The sequence below is a fragment of the Pseudomonas sp. NY5710 genome, from assembly GCF_013305665.1.
Taxonomy (GTDB): Bacteria; Pseudomonadota; Gammaproteobacteria; order Pseudomonadales; family Pseudomonadaceae; genus Aquipseudomonas; species Aquipseudomonas juntendi.
Window position 1 is genome coordinate 4,378,548 of the sequence record NZ_CP045554.1, and the last position, 18,319, is coordinate 4,396,866.

At 61.4% G+C, this 18,319-nt stretch carries 18 protein-coding genes; 6 read left to right on the plus strand and 12 right to left on the minus strand.

The window, feature by feature from the left end; all coding sequences use genetic code 11:
* The first annotated feature begins 57 nt into the window (after positions 1–57).
* Both GEV39_RS20200 and rhlB read left to right on the plus strand, forming a co-directional pair.
* Positions 58–714, plus strand: a complete 657-nt coding sequence (locus tag GEV39_RS20200) for an alpha/beta hydrolase (protein WP_173890984.1) — start codon at positions 58–60, stop codon at positions 712–714.
* 100 nt (positions 715–814) lie between these two features.
* Positions 815–2,263, plus strand: a complete 1,449-nt coding sequence (rhlB, locus tag GEV39_RS20205; RefSeq protein ID WP_173890985.1) for an ATP-dependent RNA helicase RhlB — start codon at positions 815–817, stop codon at positions 2,261–2,263.
* A gap of 163 nt (positions 2,264–2,426) precedes the next feature.
* On the opposite strand, the gene moaE is transcribed toward rhlB, so the two are convergent.
* The 5 genes from moaE to GEV39_RS20230 form a co-directional block, all read right to left on the minus strand.
* Positions 2,427–2,873, minus strand: coding sequence for a molybdopterin synthase catalytic subunit MoaE (moaE, locus tag GEV39_RS20210; RefSeq protein ID WP_173890986.1), 447 nt, complete (start codon positions 2,871–2,873; stop codon positions 2,427–2,429).
* A gap of 2 nt (positions 2,874–2,875) precedes the next feature.
* Complete coding sequence (gene moaD, locus GEV39_RS20215) at positions 2,876–3,121, minus strand: molybdopterin converting factor subunit 1 (protein ID WP_110675617.1); 246 nt, start codon at positions 3,119–3,121, stop codon at positions 2,876–2,878.
* Entirely contained in the window at positions 3,121–3,591 is a 471-nt protein-coding gene (moaC, locus tag GEV39_RS20220) for a cyclic pyranopterin monophosphate synthase MoaC (protein WP_173890987.1), read from the minus strand. The genes moaD and moaC overlap by 1 nt, the downstream gene beginning before the upstream one ends.
* 137 nt (positions 3,592–3,728) lie before the next feature.
* Positions 3,729–5,123, minus strand: coding sequence for a PhoH family protein (locus tag GEV39_RS20225; RefSeq protein ID WP_173890988.1), 1,395 nt, complete (start codon positions 5,121–5,123; stop codon positions 3,729–3,731).
* A gap of 278 nt (positions 5,124–5,401) precedes the next feature.
* Positions 5,402–6,529, minus strand: a complete 1,128-nt coding sequence (locus GEV39_RS20230; protein WP_173890989.1) for a polysaccharide deacetylase family protein — start codon at positions 6,527–6,529, stop codon at positions 5,402–5,404.
* Between the two features lie 137 nt (positions 6,530–6,666).
* On the opposite strand from GEV39_RS20230, the gene yaaA reads away from it, so the two are divergent.
* Positions 6,667–7,446, plus strand: coding sequence for a peroxide stress protein YaaA (gene yaaA, locus GEV39_RS20235; RefSeq protein WP_054905661.1), 780 nt, complete (start codon positions 6,667–6,669; stop codon positions 7,444–7,446).
* A gap of 112 nt (positions 7,447–7,558) precedes the next feature.
* On the opposite strand, the gene GEV39_RS20240 is transcribed toward yaaA, so the two are convergent.
* From GEV39_RS20240 to GEV39_RS20265, 7 genes are all read right to left on the minus strand, one after another.
* The gene (locus GEV39_RS20240) at positions 7,559–8,749 is read right to left on the minus strand and encodes an efflux RND transporter periplasmic adaptor subunit (protein WP_173890990.1); all 1,191 of its coding nucleotides are present in this window, start codon (positions 8,747–8,749) and stop codon (positions 7,559–7,561) included.
* Between the two features lie 22 nt (positions 8,750–8,771).
* On the minus strand, positions 8,772–10,196 hold the full coding sequence (locus tag GEV39_RS20245; protein ID WP_249414291.1) for a TolC family protein: 1,425 nt from the start codon (positions 10,194–10,196) through the stop codon (positions 8,772–8,774).
* Positions 10,186–10,626: an ABC transporter permease gene (locus tag GEV39_RS25950; RefSeq protein ID WP_249414372.1), complete on the minus strand. Its 441-nt coding sequence runs from the start codon at positions 10,624–10,626 to the stop codon at positions 10,186–10,188. Before GEV39_RS25950 ends, GEV39_RS20245 begins: the two co-directional genes overlap by 11 nt.
* 181 nt (positions 10,627–10,807) lie before the next feature.
* Positions 10,808–11,347: an ABC transporter permease gene (locus tag GEV39_RS25955; RefSeq protein WP_218581696.1), complete on the minus strand. Its 540-nt coding sequence runs from the start codon at positions 11,345–11,347 to the stop codon at positions 10,808–10,810.
* Positions 11,340–11,996, minus strand: a complete 657-nt coding sequence (locus GEV39_RS20255; protein WP_218581713.1) for an ABC transporter ATP-binding protein — start codon at positions 11,994–11,996, stop codon at positions 11,340–11,342. The genes GEV39_RS25955 and GEV39_RS20255 overlap by 8 nt, the downstream gene beginning before the upstream one ends.
* A 5-nt stretch (positions 11,997–12,001) precedes the next feature.
* A complete protein-coding gene (locus tag GEV39_RS20260; protein ID WP_173890992.1) occupies positions 12,002–12,784 on the minus strand; it encodes a hypothetical protein in 783 nt (260 codons plus the stop codon).
* A gap of 96 nt (positions 12,785–12,880) precedes the next feature.
* Complete coding sequence (locus GEV39_RS20265; protein ID WP_232109400.1) at positions 12,881–13,327, minus strand: hypothetical protein; 447 nt, start codon at positions 13,325–13,327, stop codon at positions 12,881–12,883.
* 909 nt (positions 13,328–14,236) lie between these two features.
* On the opposite strand from GEV39_RS20265, the gene GEV39_RS20270 reads away from it, so the two are divergent.
* From GEV39_RS20270 to GEV39_RS20280, 3 genes are all read left to right on the plus strand, one after another.
* The gene (locus GEV39_RS20270) at positions 14,237–15,553 is read left to right on the plus strand and encodes a nucleotide sugar dehydrogenase (protein ID WP_173890993.1); all 1,317 of its coding nucleotides are present in this window, start codon (positions 14,237–14,239) and stop codon (positions 15,551–15,553) included.
* A 73-nt stretch (positions 15,554–15,626) separates the two neighbouring features.
* Positions 15,627–17,108, plus strand: coding sequence for a glycosyltransferase family 2 protein (locus GEV39_RS20275; RefSeq protein WP_009684460.1), 1,482 nt, complete (start codon positions 15,627–15,629; stop codon positions 17,106–17,108).
* Positions 17,109–17,144: 36 nt separating this feature from the next.
* Positions 17,145–18,311 carry a PilZ domain-containing protein gene (locus GEV39_RS20280; RefSeq protein ID WP_173890994.1) on the plus strand — a complete coding sequence of 389 codons (1,167 nt, stop codon included), beginning with the start codon at positions 17,145–17,147 and terminating at the stop codon, positions 18,309–18,311.
* Positions 18,312–18,319: the final 8 nt, after the last annotated feature.

Here is an 18,319-nt window from a genome sequence, read left to right on the forward strand (position 1 = left end):
TGCAGCGCCTTTTTTTCAGGCACACAACACGATCACCCGCACTCTTTCGGAGCAGTCATGACCAACCCGCTGATTCTCGAACCCCAGAAAACCGCCGATGCCTGTGTGATCTGGTTGCACGGCTTGGGAGCCGACCGTTACGACTTCCTACCCGTAGCCGAATTCATGCAGGAGCGCTTGACCAGCACCCGCTTCGTGATGCCCCAGGCACCCACCCGCCCTGTGACCATCAATGGCGGCTATGCCATGCCCAGCTGGTACGACATCAAGGCCATGACCCCGGCCCGCGCCATAGACGAGGCTCAGCTGGAGGCGTCTGCCGAGCAAGTGGTGGCGCTGATCAAGGCGGAGCAGGCCAAAGGCGTCAGCCTGTCGCGCATCTTCCTCGCCGGTTTCTCCCAGGGCGGCGCGGTGGTGTTGCACACTGCCTATATAAAGTGGCAAGAGGCGCTGGGTGGGGTGATCGCCCTGTCCACCTATGCCCCCACCTTCAATGACCAACACCAGCTCAGTGCCTGCCAGCAACGCACCCCTGCCCTGTGCCTGCACGGCGTGCACGACCCGGTAGTGATCCCGGCCATGGGCCGCACCGCCTTCGAGTACCTGAACACCTGGGGCGTTGCCGCCCGCTGGCACGAATACCCAATGGAACACGAAGTGGTGGTGGAAGAGCTGAACGACATCGGGGAGTGGCTTGCCGTGCAACTGCAATAAGCAGCGGTCAGTGTAGTTGTCAGGCTATTGCACTACGCCACGCCCGATTCTTGCATTACACTGCCCGGCGTACATTCCTTAATCAGTTGATGAGACGATCGTGCTCAAGGCACTCAAGAAAATATTCGGCAAGGGAGAGGCTGCCCCACAGGCCGCCGCTCCTGCTGCCAGTGTGACGCCTGCGCCGGCACCCGCCAGCGAGGCGCAACCGGCGGCCCCACGCGCCAACCCTACCCCCAAGGCAGAATCGCCTGTTGCCGTAACGCCAGCGGGCGACAAGCCGGCCAAGGACAAACCACGTCGCGAGCGCAAGCCCAAGCCCCAGGCCAGCCTGTGGAAACTGGAAGACTTCGTGGTCGAACCGCAGGAAGGCAAGACGCGCTTCCACGACTTCAAGCTGTCCAGCGAGGTGATGCACGCTATCCACGACCTGGGCTTCCCTTACTGCACGCCGATCCAGGCGCAGGTACTGGGTTACACCCTGCGTGGTCAGGATGCCATCGGCCGTGCCCAGACCGGCACCGGCAAAACCGCAGCGTTTCTGATCTCGATCATTTCCCAGCTGCAGCAGACCCCTGCGCCCAAAGAGCGCTACATGGGTGAGCCGCGGGCGCTGATCATCGCGCCAACCCGCGAGCTGGTGGTACAGATTGCCAAGGACGCCGCGGCGCTGACCAAGTACACCGGCCTGAACGTCATGAGCTTCGTCGGCGGCATGGACTTCGACAAGCAGCTCAAGGCCCTGGAAGCGCGCCACTGCGACATTCTGGTGGCTACACCGGGCCGCCTGCTGGACTTCAACCAGCGGGGCGAGGTGCACCTGGACATGGTCGAAGTGATGGTGCTGGACGAAGCTGACCGCATGCTCGACATGGGCTTCATCCCGCAAGTGCGCCAGATCATTCGCCAGACGCCGCCCAAAAGCGAGCGCCAGACCCTGCTGTTCTCGGCCACGTTCACCGACGACGTGATGAACCTGGCGAAGCAATGGACCACCAACCCGGCCATCGTCGAGATCGAACCGGAGAACGTGGCCAGCGAAACGGTCGAGCAGCATGTCTATGCGGTGGCCGGCAGCGACAAGTACAAGCTGCTGTACAACCTGGTGACCCAGAACCGCTGGGAACGGGTGATGGTGTTCGCCAACCGCAAGGACGAAGTGCGGCGCATCGAGGAAAAACTGGTGCGCGACGGCATCAACGCCGCCCAACTGTCGGGCGACGTGCCGCAACACAAGCGAATTCGTACCCTGGAGAACTTCCGCGAAGGGCGCATCACCGTTCTGGTCGCCACCGACGTGGCCGGGCGCGGGATTCACATCGACGGCATCAGCCACGTGATCAACTTCACCCTGCCAGAGGACCCGGACGATTACGTGCACCGCATTGGCCGTACCGGCCGTGCCGGCACCAATGGCGTATCGATCAGCTTTGCCGGGGAGGATGACTCGTATCAGCTGCCGGCGATCGAGGAACTGCTGGGGCGCAAGATCAAGTGCGAGATGCCGCCGGATGAACTGCTGAAGCCGGTGCCGCGCAAGCACCACTGACCCGTGGTTGGGAGTACATATCCCCCTGTAGGAGCGGCCTTGCGTCGCGATAGGGCCGCACAGCGGCCCCGGGATTTCAGCTTCAACGCATCAATTGCCGGGGCCGCTTTGCGGCCCCATCGCGACACAAGGCCGCTCCTACAAACGGCTGGCGCAGCCTTGACTACCAGCGCCCTGCGGCATCCAGGTCACTCTGCCTGCCGTCCACCCACCTCGGCCCTTCCTGGGTATTTTCCTTCTTCCAGAACGGTGCCCGGGTCTTCAGGTAGTCCATGATGAAGTTGCAGGCATCGAACGCTGCCTGCCGATGGGCACTGGCCACGCCGACGAATACGATTGGCTCACCTGGCTCCAGCGCACCGATGCGGTGCAGCACCTGCACTTTCAACAGCGGCCAGCGCTGCTCGGCCTCGATCACGATCTTGGCCAAGGCCTTTTCGGTCATGCCCGGATAGTGTTCGAGGAACATCCCTGCCACTTCGCGGCCATCATTGAAGTCCCGCACATAGCCGACAAAGCCGACCACCGCGCCCACCCCCACGTTGGCCGCATGCATGGCATTGGTCTCGACGCCCGGGTCGAACGCGTGTTCCTGCACTCGCACTGCCATGCTCAGCCCCCCGTCACCGGCGGGAAGAACGCCACTTCATCGCCCTCTTCCAACGGCTCATCCAGCTTGCACAGTTCTTCGTTGCGGGCGCACATCAGGTTCTGTTCGGCCAGCAGTTCATAAGGCCCACCCTTGCCCAGCAATGCCCGGCGCACATCGTCGACAACCTTGAACTCACCCTCCACCCGCTCGGCATCCACGCCCAGCAACTCACGGTAACGAGCGAAGTACATCACTTTGACTTTCATCACGCCTGCACCTTGTAGTGGCCGCTCTTGCCGCCCAGCTTTTCCAACAGGCGGACCTGCTCGATGACCATGCCTTTATCCACAGCCTTGCACATGTCATAGATCGTCAGCGCAGCGACGCTAGCGGCGGTCAGTGCCTCCATTTCCACACCGGTCTGCCCGGCCAGCTTGCAGCGGGCGAGGATCCGCACCGCGTCCTCGCCCTGCGCGCTGACTTCTACCTTGACGCTGGTCAGCATCAGCGGGTGGCACAGCGGGATCAGGTCGCTGGTCTTCTTCGCCGCCTGGATGCCGGCAATGCGCGCCACGGCGAACACATCGCCCTTGGGGTGTTCACCGTCGACGATCATCTGCAGGGTCTGCGGCAACATGCGCACCCGCGCCTCGGCGGTGGCCTCGCGCTCGGTCACGGCCTTTTCAGTGACGTCGACCATGTTGGCCCGCCCCTGGGAATCAAGATGTGTCAGCACTGCTCTGCTCCTGTGAAGGGAGCCTGCAGTGTAAACCTGTGGGTCAGGTTTGAGCAGAGGTATGTGTCGGCAGGTCTGGCGGCTTTATGGGCACGCTCGTGGAAATGCCGGGCAGTGGGCTGCCCGGCGACAGGGTTTTACAGATGCGATTCGGCGTACTCGGCCAGTACCGAGCGTGGCACACCCTGCAGGGTGATGTGCACGCCATGGGGGAAGTCCTTGAAGCGCTCGGTCAGGTAGGTCAGGCCCGAGCTGGTCGCGGACAGGTAGGGGGTATCGATCTGCGCCAGGTTGCCCAGGCAGACCACCTTGGACCCGGAACCGGCACGGGTGATGATGGTTTTCATCTGGTGCGGCGTCAGGTTCTGGCACTCGTCGATCAAGATCAGGCTCTGCTGGAAGCTGCGGCCGCGAATGTAGTTCAACGACTTGAACTGCAGCGGCACGCGCTCGAGAATGTATTCGACGCTGCCATGGGTGCTTTCATCGTCCATGTGCAAGGCTTCGAGGTTGTCGGTAATGGCGCCCAGCCACGGCTCCATTTTCTCTGCTTCGGTACCCGGCAGGAAGCCGATCTCCTGGTCCAGCCCCTGCACACTGCGGGTGGCAATGATGCGCCGGTAGCGTTTGCTGACCATGGTCTGCTCGATGGCTGCTGCCAGGGCCAGGATGGTCTTGCCGGAACCGGCAGCGCCGGTCAGGTTGACCAGGTGAATGTCCGGGTCGAGCAAGGCGAACAGCGCCAGGCTCTGATGGATGTCCCGCGGTTTCAGGCCCCAGGCCTCCTGGTGCAGCAGTGGCTCCTGGTGCAAGTCGAGCAGCAGCAACTCGTCGTCGCGGATGCCCTTCACCCAGCCGACGAAGCCCTGGTCGTCAATGATGAACTCGTTGACGTGAACGGCCGGCAGGTTGTCGATCATGTGCACGCGATGCCAGGTCCGGCCGCGCTCCTGGCGGGTATCGACCTTGCTGACCCGGTCCCAGAACGAACCGCTGACCGAGTGGTAGCCCTTGGACAGCAAGGACACATCATCGACCAGTTGGTCGGTGCTGTAGTCCTCGGATGCGATGCCACAGGCACGCGCCTTCAAGCGCATGTTGATGTCTTTGGTAACCAGCACCACGTCCAGGTCGGGGCGCCGGGTGCGAACGTCCAGCAGAGTGTTGATGATGATGTTGTCGTTGAGGTGTTCCGGCAACAACTTGCCAGGCTCGTTGCGTGGGCTCATCAGGATCGAAAGAAAGCCTTTGGCCCCACTCTTGTTGCGCTGGATCGGCACGCCCTGCTCGACATCACTGGGCGAAGCGTCCCCGAGGGTCTGGTCGATCAGGCGGATGGCCTGCCGGCACTCTGCGGCGATGGTCTGTTTACCGGTCTTGAGTTTGTCGAGTTCCTCCAGCACCGTCATGGGGATAGCGACGTGGTGCTCCTCGAAGTTGAGTAATGCGTTGGGGTCGTGAATCAGGACGTTGGTATCGAGCACATAGAGGATTGGCTTGCTGGAGGAAGGGGTGCGTCCTTGGTCATCCATACTCGGTCACCTTATGTCGAAGCCGCACGGCGTGGTCTGTTACGCCGCAGAGTGACTGCCGTGTCCCCGTATCCGCGTTGTTACGGGCGGGGAGCAACCTGGCCAGGAGGGTCTGGATGACGCCACCTGTGCTGCAGGGATCGGCTGTCTGGTTTCTTCATACCGCAAAAACCATGACCGGAAAAAGCATTTTTACGTGTTTTTGAAGTTTATTTTTCCGATTGACGATAAGGCCTTGGCGGCAGGCCTAGACACGACTACGCTCAGAAGTGGTACCTCTATTCGCTGTACCCATAGGCTTGGCAGTCTTCCCAGCCGATACCGCTCTGGGCGGTACTGCGCAGCAACCACTCCACCGCCGGTTGCGCCTTGGGCAGGCTGTCATGCAGCTGGATAACCCCCTTGCGCCACAACAGCATCAGGGTCAGCACGCGTTGCGCCGAGGCTTCGGCAGTCAGTGCAGTGTCATCCTGCGCGTCGATATCCCACAACGACACCCGCAACTGCTGGCTGGCCATGAACGCCTCGCCATCGGCCCGGCGTTGCCCGTAAGGGGGGCGGAACAGCGGCACGTACTGCTCCGGCAGGTCGGCCTGCACGCGGGCCTGGCTGCGCCGCAGCGAGTCCTGCCAATCGACCCACTGTGCATGCGAGCGGTACTCCCAGCCCTGAATACCCACGCACTGGCCGCGATAAAGCCAGGCCACAGTGTTCGGCATGCCGGCATCCCGGCGCTGCTGCAAGCGGTTGCCAAGTACGAAGAAGGTACCCGCCAGCTTTTGCCGGCGCAGGTAATCGGCCAGCAGGTCGGTACTGCCGCCGTCAGGCCCCGGGCCACCGACGAAGGTCAGCAGGAACATGCGATCGTTCAGGCGTTCACCATCGAGCTCCCGTGCAGATAGCCGCTCCACCTCGCTGCTGGTCTGGGGCAGCAGCGCAGCTTTGCGCAGCTGTTCGTCCAGGTAGCGGCTGTGAAATTGGTGGCTGGGCTCTATCCACCCGGCATAGAACGCGCCGACATCGGCGGCGAACGTCGCCGCCTGGGTACGTAGATCCGCCATGGACTCAACGGCGTAGCAGAACGACGCATCCTGCTCGCAGCTGCGTTGTGCCTGTTGGTAGCCTGCCCATAACCGCTGCCACATGCGCGCCCGCAGTTGGCGAACCTTCTGCAGGTTGATCTGCCGCAAGCCCAGCCGCGCCGCCAGCGTTGCATCATCGAGCAGCTCGCTTTCATGCAGTACCCGGGCGAACGACAGAATCTCCGCCCGTGAAGCCACATCGAACAACGCCGGGCTGTTCAGTTGCTCGGGCCACAGGCTGCGATCGAAACTGACCGGGGCTGTGGGGGCGGCTTGCACGGCCAGGCTCAACAGCGCGGCCAGCGCGGCAAAGGCGATGCGCACGGTAAAAGGCTCCGTCACGGCAAAACGCGAACTATAGCGTTAGAACCGGCCATGGTCTGTGACTATTGTCACCATAGTTTGGACTTGCACCGCCCAGCCCGTAGAATCTCAGGCCAATGATGCCAGGAGCCGACCCGATGCTGACGGTGATTTCCCCCGCCAAGACCCTCGACTACGATACCCCGCCGGTAACCGAGCGCTTCACCCTGCCCCAGTACCTGGATGATTCCCAGGTGTTGATCCAGCAACTGCGAACCCTGTCGCCGGCGCAAATCAGCGAGCTGATGCACCTGTCCGACAAACTCGCCGGCCTGAACGCCGCACGCTTCGGCAGCTGGTCTCCGGACTTCAGCCCAGCCAATGCCAAGCAGGCGCTGCTGGCGTTCAAAGGTGACGTGTACACAGGCCTTGCTGCCGAAACCCTGGGGGAGGACGACTTCAGTTACGCGCAAGACCACCTGCGCATGCTCTCCGGCCTGTACGGCCTGCTGCGCCCCCTCGACCTGATGCAGCCCTACCGGCTGGAAATGGGCACCAAGCTGGCCAATGCCCGCGGCAAGGACCTGTACGCCTTCTGGGGTACACGCATCAGTGAATGGTTGAACCAGGCCCTGGCCGCTCAGGGCGATGACGTGCTGTTGAACCTGGCCAGCAATGAATACTTCAGCGCAGTGAAACGCAGCGCCCTCAAGGCGCGGGTGATCAATGTCGACTTCAAGGACTTGAAGAACGGCCAGTACAAGATCATCAGCTTCTATGCCAAGAAAGCCCGCGGCATGATGAGCCGCTTTGTCATCGAACAGCGCATCAACGATCCAGAGCAGCTCAAGCAGTTCGATGTCCAGGGTTACTACTACAGTGCCGAACAGTCCAAGCCAGATCACCTGGTGTTTCTGCGCGATCACCCGGGCGAGTAGACCTGCCGATACCGCTTCGCGGCTTGAGCCGCTCCTGCAACCGCCACGCGGCACCCGCAGGAACTGCTTCAGCCGCGAGCACCGGCAAGGCCAGGGCCAGCCTCCACCGCCTTCAGGGCAGCTGTACATAGCCGCTTTCCAAACCGATCGCTTCCACCCCCTCGGGCACAGCCACCCCTGCCTTAACCAAAACCCGCCTCGCCGGCTGGCCGTCTTCGCCGCGCCATACGGCGTAATGTGCACCCGCCTGATCCACCCGCAGCGCCTCGGCAGGCACCACCAGGGCACTGTCGTTGCTGTATACCAATACTTTCAGCTGTGCACTCATCCCCAGGCGCAAGCCTGACTGCGCTGACGGCGCAGACAGGTCGATATCTGCAACTACGTCATACCAGGTACCTTGCCCGTTGTCCGGTCTAGGCTGCTGGCTTATTTGGGCCAATACCCCGGTAAATGACTGGCCAGCCACGCTGACCTGCACCTGCTGCCCCTCGCGCAGAATGCCCAGGTCCTGCTCTTCTACGGCTGCCAAAACCTGTAACTGGTCCAGGTCTATCAGCTCCAGCAGTGGCGTGCCGCGAACGACCTGCTGGCCTGGCTGCAGGGGCACCGCGGTGTCACCTGGCGCCGTCACCCGCACGACCACAGCACTGAAGGGGGCCTTGATCACGCGCTGGCGCTGCAAGCTTAGCAGTGCACGTTTGCGCGCCTCGGCATTGCTCAGCTCCATCCGCGCAATTTGCAGGCTATCGCCTTGGCCGCGAACCTGTGCCTGCTGCAACTCCTGCTCGGCATCGAGCACGGTTTGCCGCTGCGCCTCAACCTGTCGCGCCAGCCCCTGCAGCTCCATTCGCGCGACAATGCCTCGCTCATATAGCCGCTGGGTGTCACTCAGGTTTACCTGGCCAGCCGCCAGCGCGCTTCGCGCATTGGCCAGCATGCGCCGCGCCCTGCCCACCTCAGGGCCGCTGGCCCAGGCTTCAAGAACCATGACGTTGCTGCGAGCCCGCAACCAGTCCGCCTCCACCTGGCGCAGTTGGATAGCCAACTGGTCGGTGTCCAGCGTAAGCAGCACCTGCCCCGCCTGAACGCGCTGCCCATGACTGACAGCGATTGCGGCCAGTATGCCGTCGAACGGTGCCGTCACGGTGACCTGGCGTGTTGCCTGCAGCCTGCCGGCCAGGCCCAGATGCTGCTGCAAATGCTGGGGCACGATCGGCACCCAACGCTCACCGTCGGGCTGCGGCTCTGCCGGCCGGCCGTACCAGAACCAGATAACGAACAGACTGAACAGGCCAGGCACTATCCATAACCCCCGATGCCTCCTAGTCATACAGGTCCACACCCCAGTTTTGCAGCGTCGAACCCTGTACCTGGTCAAGCACTGCGCGGCCATTGAGGTAAGCGATGGCAGCATCCAGGTAGGCGTTCTGAGCATGGCGCAGATCACTCTCGAAGATCAGCACCTCAAAGTTGCTGGAGCGCCCGAGGGCCAGTTTTTCCCGTTCGATATCAAGTTTGCGCTGCGATAGGGACAACATCCGCCGGGCAATCTCCAACTGCCGCCAATGCACCTTAATATCCCGCACGGCATCGCTCACATCGCGCTGCAACTGCTGGTAAACCTCGGCCTTGGTCAGTTGATGGTGTTGCAGTGCGGCCTCGGCATGCACCTCAGCCTGCCGCAGGCTCAGGTCACCCAGGGGCACCTCCAGCTCCAGCCCCACATAGCGCTGCCAACTCGGCCGACTGCCAGGGCGTTCATGCGCCTGGCTGGCCCCAGCCACCAACGCCAAGTCCCACGATTGCTGGTCACGAGCCAGCAGCAAGTCGATTGCAAGTTGCTCACCTGTAATCTGCTGCATCAGATAGGCAGGTTGCAGCGCTTCGGCCAGGGCCAACGCTTGCGCGGCATCCACCTGCACCTGTTGCACCTCGACCTTGTCCACAGCCCGCAAAGGGGTTGCAAGGTCGATAGCCAGTGCTTGGGCCAAGGCAAGCCGGTTTCCCCGCAACTGGCTGCGGCTACTCTCCAGTGCCAGCTCCTGGGTAGCCACCTCGGCTTCAGCCTGGATGATCTCGAACGCTGCCATGCGGCCCGCACTGATAAGGGCCTGGTTAACCTGCACAAGCTGACGCGCGCGCCGCAACGCCTGCTCAGCAATGTTCTGTTGCTCCTGAGCCCGTAGCAACGCGCGGTAAAGGAAGATGACCTGGTTGATGACCCGCGCAACATCATCCTTGAGCGCCAGCCGGTTGAGCTGCTCCGACAGCTGCGCCTGACGCAGTGGCGCGCCTGCGATGGCACGGCCGGCACCACGCAGCAGTGGCTGGGTCACGCTCAGGTTGGCGCCGTTCCTGTAGCGCGCGCCTGACTCCTGCCCCCGGGCATGGCCATATGACCAATCCAGGCTCAGGCGCGTGCCGTAAGGTGTCAACAGCTTGGCTGACGGGACGAAGTCGGCCTCTCGGTAACCCTCGCTCTGGTTGCGATTACCGTAAGCGCGCGCCTTGAGTGAAAGTTGCGGCGAGTAGTGATCACGGACCACACGCAGGTCGAATTTTTCAACCCTGCGCCGAAGCCGGGCGCTACGAATGGCGCGGTTGTCTCGCAAGGCCAGGGCAACCGCATCTGCCAACTGCAATGGCACTTCATGGGCCCTGGCCATCGCCAATGCGCTGACCCCTTCAGCCCTGGCTGCAGCAGGCAGGAGCAACGCGCAGGCAAGCAGCCATCCGCTATACCTCACGCAATGCCTCCACCGGTTGCAGGCGCGCGGCGGCGAGTGCCGGATACAAGCCCGACACAAGCCCTGCAAACAACGAAGCGGCTACGCCTAATGGCAGCGAGTAAAAAGCCAGTGACAGCGGCCAACCGGAGAGCCAGGCGAACAACCAGGCAGCCAGTAGCCCTGCCACTGCACCCACCCATGCACCGGCACAAGACAACAGCAAGGCTTCGAGCAGGAACGACCAACCGATATCCCGGGCCCGCGCCCCAAGGGCAAGGCGAAGGCCAATTTCCCGGCGGCGTTCGGCAACGTTCATCAACATGACGTTCATCACGCCGACGCCGCCCAACAGCAAGGCAATCACGGCAAACCCCGCCAGTAAACCGTTGAGCATCTGCGACTGGCCGGCCATGCCCTCGAGCAACTGGCTCGGCAGCCGCACTGACACTTGGTGCAATGGCAGTTGTGCCTGGAGATGGGCTGACAGACATTTTGCGGACTTTGCCAACGGATGGGGGTCGCGCCCGAGTGCCAGCATCAAACCCACATCCGGGGCCGGCATCAGGCGGCGCATGCCTGATAAGGGCATGATCACAGCCCGGTCCAGCATGACCGGCAACAATGGGTTGTCACCTGTTGCCGCCAGTACTCCAACCCAGGTAGCGCCCCAGCTGCACTTGCTCGCCCTCCCGTGCGGCCAATTGAACCGCCAGCGAGGCTCCCAACAGGACATGCAGGGCGTCGGCATCATGTGCAGACAGCAGGCGCCCACCCCGGGCACGAAGCTCAAGCAGCTCGGCAAGCTGGGGCGTGCTACCTACAACCATTGCGTCCTGCCGTAAACCCTGCCGCTGGACAGTGCTTGCAGCGACAATCAGCGGGGCCGCCACCCGCACATACGCTGACACACCGGTCAGGTCAGGCATCGCTGCGCTGCCACGCCTGTCCGGGCGCTCCAACTCGACGACCATCAGTTCGCTGCCCATACCTTTGAAAAGCGCTTTCACATGCTGCGCTGCGCCATGCCCCATGTTCAGCAAAGCAACCACCGCAGCACAGCCGACCCCTATTCCCAGCAGTGCCAGCCACGCCCTGCGCCCCATCAGGCGAAGGTTCAGCAGCGCCTCGGCGAAGCGCTGCTGCCAGCCGGGGCCATAGTGCTCAGGCATCGCTCAGGCGTCCATCTTCCACACGCACGCGGCGTTGCATCTGCTGCGCCAGGGACAGGTCATGCGTGACCATGAGCAGCGTGGTGCCCCGTTCGCGGTTGAGCTTCAGCAGCAGTTGCAGCACGCGCTTGCCGGTCAACGGATCCAGGCTGCCGGTTGGCTCGTCCGCGATCAGCATGCGCGGTTCAGTGACCAACGCACGGGCAATGGCCACCCGCTGCCGTTGGCCACCTGACAAATCGGCAGGCCGCTGACCGCCTTGCGCGCCAAGGTCCACGGCCTCCAACTGCACCTGGGCCAGGCGCCGCGCCGCAGGCAGGCGCAGGCCGCGATAGGCCAGCGGTAGCGCGACGTTATCCAGCGCGCAGAGCCGCGGCAGCAAGTTGAAACTCTGAAAGACAAAACCGATCAGCTGATTGCGCATGACCGCACGCTGATCAGCGCTGGCTGCCGTCACGTCGATGTCATTTAGCAGGACACGGCCACTGCATGGGCGGTCAAGCAGGCCGATCAGGTTCAGCAAGGTGCTTTTGCCTGAACCGGACGGGCCGATGATGGCGCAGCTTTGGCCCCCAGGCACCATCAGGTCGATGCCGTGCAGCACCGGCCGGCCAGCATGGAACCGGCTGACGTTGGTGAGGCTGATCATCGGCTTCATGCACGGTTGTCCTGGTCGCCTGCCGGTGCCAGCGCCGGCTTTGCGTGCCGCGCCTCATCTTCCAACTTGCGGACGGTTTTCAAGATTGTTTCCTGCAGTGAGTCCGCTTCCTCACCTGGGGGGGACTCTTTTCTGCCAATCAGCATATTCAGATTGATTTCATAATTACCGAATTGCGCCTCCTCTATCGCAGGCAGTGCCTTGTAATAGGCGATCACTTCCCTGATCGCATGATCCCTGAGGCCGGTGTTTTCATATTCCGCATTCGATTTATCGACAATATAATGAGTCCATAATGAATACCGATGCCCAAGTTCCATGAAAGCGGCCTCTCTTTCATTCTTGGTGAAATCACCCTCTTCGTCATAGCCAATCAAGACCAATTGTTCAGTGGACAAATCTTTGAATGGATTCTGTCCTTTTCCATTAACGAACTCGGTCGCCTGCCGCGCACGGGCCAGCAACTCCGCGTCATCAGTGTCAGGTACAAACGCATCGTTCAGAGGCTTGTTCAGGCCGTGGACAGAGCTGTTCAGATCATCCCTGATGCGCATGCCCAATTTAGCCAGTTCCTGACGGCTAAGCTGGCTGTCACGCTGCGCTGCCCGCTCTGCGGCAGCCGCTAGCTGACGAGCAAGTGGAGACACGTCTGGCACACTCTCGCCTTCACCATCAACTCTGGCTGCGTCCAAGTCAGACGAGGTCGCAGTAGTGGCCACTGGAATCGCTTTGAATATTTTTTGCAAGGGTGAAGCAATAAAATCGCCAATCCTGGACATGACTAGCCTCCTGATTGAGTTAACACTTCAGTGCATTCAGCCTCAACCGAGCAGCCTGCCAGTAACTGGACGGGCCACTCGATCAACGCCAAGTGGTTACTTCATGGTGAACTCGGCTTTCCAGGCGTAGTTAGCAGCGAAACCTGAATTCACAGCGGTGCAAGTTGCCCCGCCGGTCGGGGTGGCTGTTTTGTTCCATTTGGGTTGCTTTATGCCCCCGGCCATCATCATCACGAATGTGGTGCTGAAAGCGCATGACTTTCGTCCGTCCGCATAGCGCAACATGGCGCCATTCGCATCAGGACTCACTAAGCGTTGGACGGTAAACTTTATCGACTGGCCAGCTCTGACTTCTTGATCCGGCGCGGGCACTGCAATCTGATAGGTGCTGCTCTCATTGGCATTGGTCAACTGGAGCTTGACGGTCTCTGTACCAAGGTTCCTGAAGGTAACCTCGACAGGCGGCCCCGCCAGCGCTTGGCCGGCAGCAAGCAACGAGGCAGTTGCACAAAGGATTCGCGTAAATCTTTTCATCGGTGTCATTCTCGTCTCTTCCCTGTGGTGATGGGGTGAGACGCCCTTGCGGCCGTAGCCTCAAGCTGCCTGAGACGCTCCTTCGTACACAGGCACCTCCTCTGGGAGCGCCCATGAGGCTTAACGGCCACAGTGGCAAAACCTTAAAAAAAATGTGCCTACAAAATGTTGCAAGCCGTGCGGGCCGCTCATGAGAGAACACCTTGATTCGTCATTTTTCTGGCGCCAAAAAAATCTTTACGCAAGTGTCTCGCTCTGCCGCCGGGGCGACCGTTCATACCTTTTCTGACGAATTCTGAAAAAATTTTTTCGATGCTGGCACTAAAACATCTCGCAACAGTTTCGCCCTTGAAACATCGGGGGCAAACCGATGCGTGCCATCAAATTGAAACTGTCGGCAGCTGAATAAATATTTAGAAATCTTTCATCGAGACGAAACCCAGCCAGGAACTTCTCATATCCACAACCGCTCATAGAGCCGTAACGAATTTCCTGCCCACGGGCTGTGAGAGATGACTTACAGATGACAACGGCAAGGTATCCACTACCTGCCCTGAGAATATAGACAGGCCGCCCGGCTAACGCCCAAATGCCTGTCCTTAGAGGAGACAAGCGTCCCGCACAACTCGTCCTAGTGGTTGATTTCAAAGGATTTATCCCACTTGAAAAAACAAGCACAGCAAAGCGCCGCGTAGCGCCTTGCAATAAAGACGGCTGCATGACAGGGCACGTTTTTACTACCTGGTTTTTAAATGCCTAATTTGAGTGCATAACTTTTCGTGCACTCCGGACTTATGTTGCCTGCGCTCGGTGAAGTGTGCATTCGCCATGAACCCGTGCGCCTGAAAACTGCTGTTAATCAACCCAGCCCGGCACTCCACGGAGGCGTCGGCGTGATAAACACATGAGGTGATAGCGATGCGTATCAGCATCTTTGGTTTGGGTTATGTGGGTGCAGTCTGTGCAGGCTGCCTGACGGCGCGTGGCCATGAAGTAATCGGTGTGGACGTGTCCAGCACCAAGATCGACCTGATCAACCAGGGCAAGTCGCCAATCGTCGAACCTGGCCTGGAAGCACTGTTGCAACAAGGCATCGCCAATGGTCGCCTGCGCGGCACCACCGACTTCGCCGAGGCCATTCGCGCCAGCGATGTATCGATGATCTGTGTGGGTACCCCCAGCAAGAAAAACGGTGACCTGGGCCTGGAATACATCGAGTCGGTGTGCCGGGAAATCGGTTATGTGCTGCGCGACACCACGCGCCGCCACACCATCGTGGTGCGCAGCACCGTGTTGCCAGGCACCGTCAAGAACGTGGTGATCCCGATCCTCGAAGATTGCTCGGGCAAAAAGGCCGGCGTCGACTTCGGCGTCGCGGTGAACCCGGAATTCCTGCGTGAAAGCACTGCAATCAAGGACTACGACCAGCCACCGATGACCGTCATCGGCGAACTGGACAGCGCCAGCGGCGACATCCTCCAGGCGCTGTACGAAGAACTCGACGCCCCGGTCATCCGCAAGCCGATCGAAGTGGCCGAGATGATCAAATACACCTGCAACGTGTGGCATGCCACCAAGGTCACCTTCGCCAACGAGATCGGCAACATCGCCAAGGCTGTCGGTGTGGATGGCCGCGAAGTGATGGACGTGGTCTGCCAGGACAAGGTGCTCAACCTGTCGCAGTACTACATGCGCCCCGGCTTTGCCTTCGGCGGCTCGTGCCTGCCAAAGGACGTGCGCGCCCTGACCTACCGTGCCGCCAGCCTGGACGTGCGCGCCCCCCTGCTCGACTCGCTCATGCGCAGCAACGAGTCGCAGGTGCAAAACGCCTTCGAACTGATCGAAGCCCACGACAAACGCAAGGTCGCCCTGCTTGGCCTGAGCTTCAAGGCCGGCACCGACGACCTGCGCGAAAGCCCACTGGTGGAGCTGGCCGAACGCCTGATCGGCAAGGGCTACCAACTGGATATCTACGACGAGAACGTCGAGTACGCCCGCGTTCATGGGGCCAACAAAGACTACATCGAATCGAAGATCCCGCACGTTTCGTCGCTGCTCAACGGTGACTTCCAGAAGGTCATCGACAACGCCGACATCATCGTTCTGGGCAACCGTGACGAGCAGTTCCGCGCCCTTGCCCAGCAAGCACCGGCCGGCAAGCAAGTGATCGACCTGGTCGGCTTCATGAGCAAGCCGACCAGCGCTGCCAGCCGCACCGAAGGCATCTGCTGGTAACCCCTGGGCCAGGCGGCGCAAGGCTCCCCACTTGCGCTGCCGCCCTTTCCCGAATTTTCCACGGATGCTGAACATGCAAAGGCTCCAGACAGTGCTGTTGCAGTGCGCCGGTTGGCTGCTCTACATGAGCCTGCTCATGCTGATCGCCCTGGCCCTGCCAGCCGATATCTTCGACTCGCAATCGAAGCACTTCATCTTCCTGGTCGGCGCCGTCGGCATCTGGCGCTACTCGATGGGCGCCACCCATTTCATCCGCGGCATGATCTTCCTCTACGGCGTGTACCCCTACCTGCGCCGCAAAGTGCAGAAAATGGGCAGCGCCGCCGACCCGTCGCACGTGTACCTGATGGTCACCAGCTTCCGCATCGAAGCATTGACCACCGCTCAGGTGTACAGCTCGGTGATCCGCGAGGCGATCAACTGCGGTTTCCCCACCACGGTGGTCTGCTCGCTGGTGGAAATGTCCGATGAACTGCTGGTGAAAAGCCTGTGGGCCAAGTACAACCCGCCGGCCCACGTGAAGCTGGACATCGTACGCATCGCCGGTACCGGCAAGCGCGATGGCCTGGCCTACGGCTTCCGTGCCATCTCCCGCATGCTGCCGGACGAAAACGCCGTGGTGGCGGTGATCGACGGTGACACCGTGCTGGCCGATGGCGTGGTGCGCAAGACCGTACCGTGGTTCAAGCTGTACCCCAATGTCGGCGGCCTGACCACCAACGAATTCTGCGAAGTACGCGGCGGCTACATCATGAGCGAATGGCACAAGCTGCGCTTCGCCCAGCGCCACATCAACATGTGCTCGATGGCCCTGTCCAAGCGCGTACTGACCATGACCGGGCGCATGTCGATGTTCCGCGCCAGCGTGGTCACCAACCCCGAGTTCATCGCCGACGTGGAAAGCGACTCGCTGATGCACTGGCGCCTGGGCCGCTTCAAGTTCCTGACCGGTGACGACAAGTCCAGCTGGTTCAGCCTGATGCGCCTGGGCTACGACACCTTCTACGTGCCGGACGCTGCCATCAACACGGTCGAGCACCCGCCAGAGAAAAGCTTCTTCAAGGCCAGCCGCAAGCTGATGTACCGCTGGTACGGCAACAACCTGCGGCAGAATTCCCGTGCGCTGGGCCTGGGCCTGCGGCGCCTGGGGCTGTTCACCAGCATCGTGCTGTTCGACCAGCGCGTGTCGATGTGGACCAGCCTGCTGGGCCTGACCGTAGCGGTGATCGCCAGCCTCAAGTTCGGCCTGGCATACCTGCTGGTGTACCTGCTGTGGATCGGCATCACCCGCCTGATCCTCACCGTGATGCTGCTGTGCTCTGGCCACAACGTCGGCCCGGCCTACCCGCTGATTCTCTATTACAACCAGATCATCGGCGCGCTGATGAAGATCTACGTGTTCTTCCGCCTCGACAAACAGTCGTGGACGCGTCAGCCCACTGCCCTCAAGCGTGACCTCGCCAGCTTTCAACAATGGTTCAACACCTGGTCCTCGCGGACCATGACCTTCTCGGCGGCCAGCATCTTCGTTGCTGTGCTGTTCATGGTCGTGTGAGCCCAACCCGGATCGGATCTAACAGGAACAAACCCCATGAATACCGCCGTGAATGTCAACGTCGTGCATGAGTCCGAAGCCCAGCGCCAGCACGCCCGGGTACGCATCCCCGCCAAGCTGCGCTTCATCGACGCCCAGCGCCAGGCCCACGACGTGAAGGTCGACGACCTTTCCGCCGGAGGCTTGAGCTTCCACACCAAGCAGCAACTGGCGGTGGGCGATGCGTTGCGTGGGCGGTTGATGTTCACGGTCGACAACCTCGGCCTGTCGATGGACATCGAATTCCAGGTGCGCTCGTACCACCCCGACAGCGGGCGTACCGGTGCGCAATTCCAGAACCTGGAGCCACGCGACATCGCCACCCTGCGCCATATCATCACCTCGCACCTGTCGGGTGAACTGATCACTGCCGGCGACGTGCTCAGCACCCTGCAGCGCGACAACTTCACCAAGGCGCGCAAGCAGAAAGACGGCGGCAGTGGCCTGAGCCCCTTCGGCCGGCTCAAGGCCGTTACCGTCACCCTCGGCGTGTTCGTGGTCGGCATCGCCGCCTTCGGTTTCGTCGCCAAGTCGTTGTACGGCATGTATTTCATCAGCCATGCTGAAGCCGGTGTGGTCGCAGTACCCACCACCAATGTCACCATGCCGCGCGACGGTACCGTGAACAGCCTGGTCGAGAGCGGTGGGCAGGTGGCCAAGGGCGCGCCACTGGCCAGCTTCACCACCAGCATGCTGGACATGCTCAAGGGCAACCTCGACGACACGCAACTGGAACCGGCGAAGATCGAGGAACTGTTCGGCAAGCAACTGTCCGGCACCCTGACCAGCCCCTGCGATTGCGTGGTCGCCCGCCAGTTGGTGGATGACGGCCAGTACGCTGCCAAGGGCCAGCCGATCTTCCAGCTGATTCCGCGTACCACCAACCCGATGGTCGAGGCGCGTTTCAGCTACCGCCAGTTCGATGAGGTCAAGCCAGGAACCCGGGTCAACTTCCAGGTCGCCGGCGAAGACGAAGTGCGTACCGGTCAGATCGTCAGCAGCGCCAGCCTCAACAGCGAAGACCTGGCCTCCGACATCCGTGTGCAGATCAAGCCCGATAGCGGCCTGCCCGCCGAGCTCGCCGGCCGCCCGGCGTCGGTCAACAGCGACCGTGGCCCGTCGCTCAACTGGCTGATCGACAAAGCCGTGGCCCGTGGGCTGTAAGAGGATCG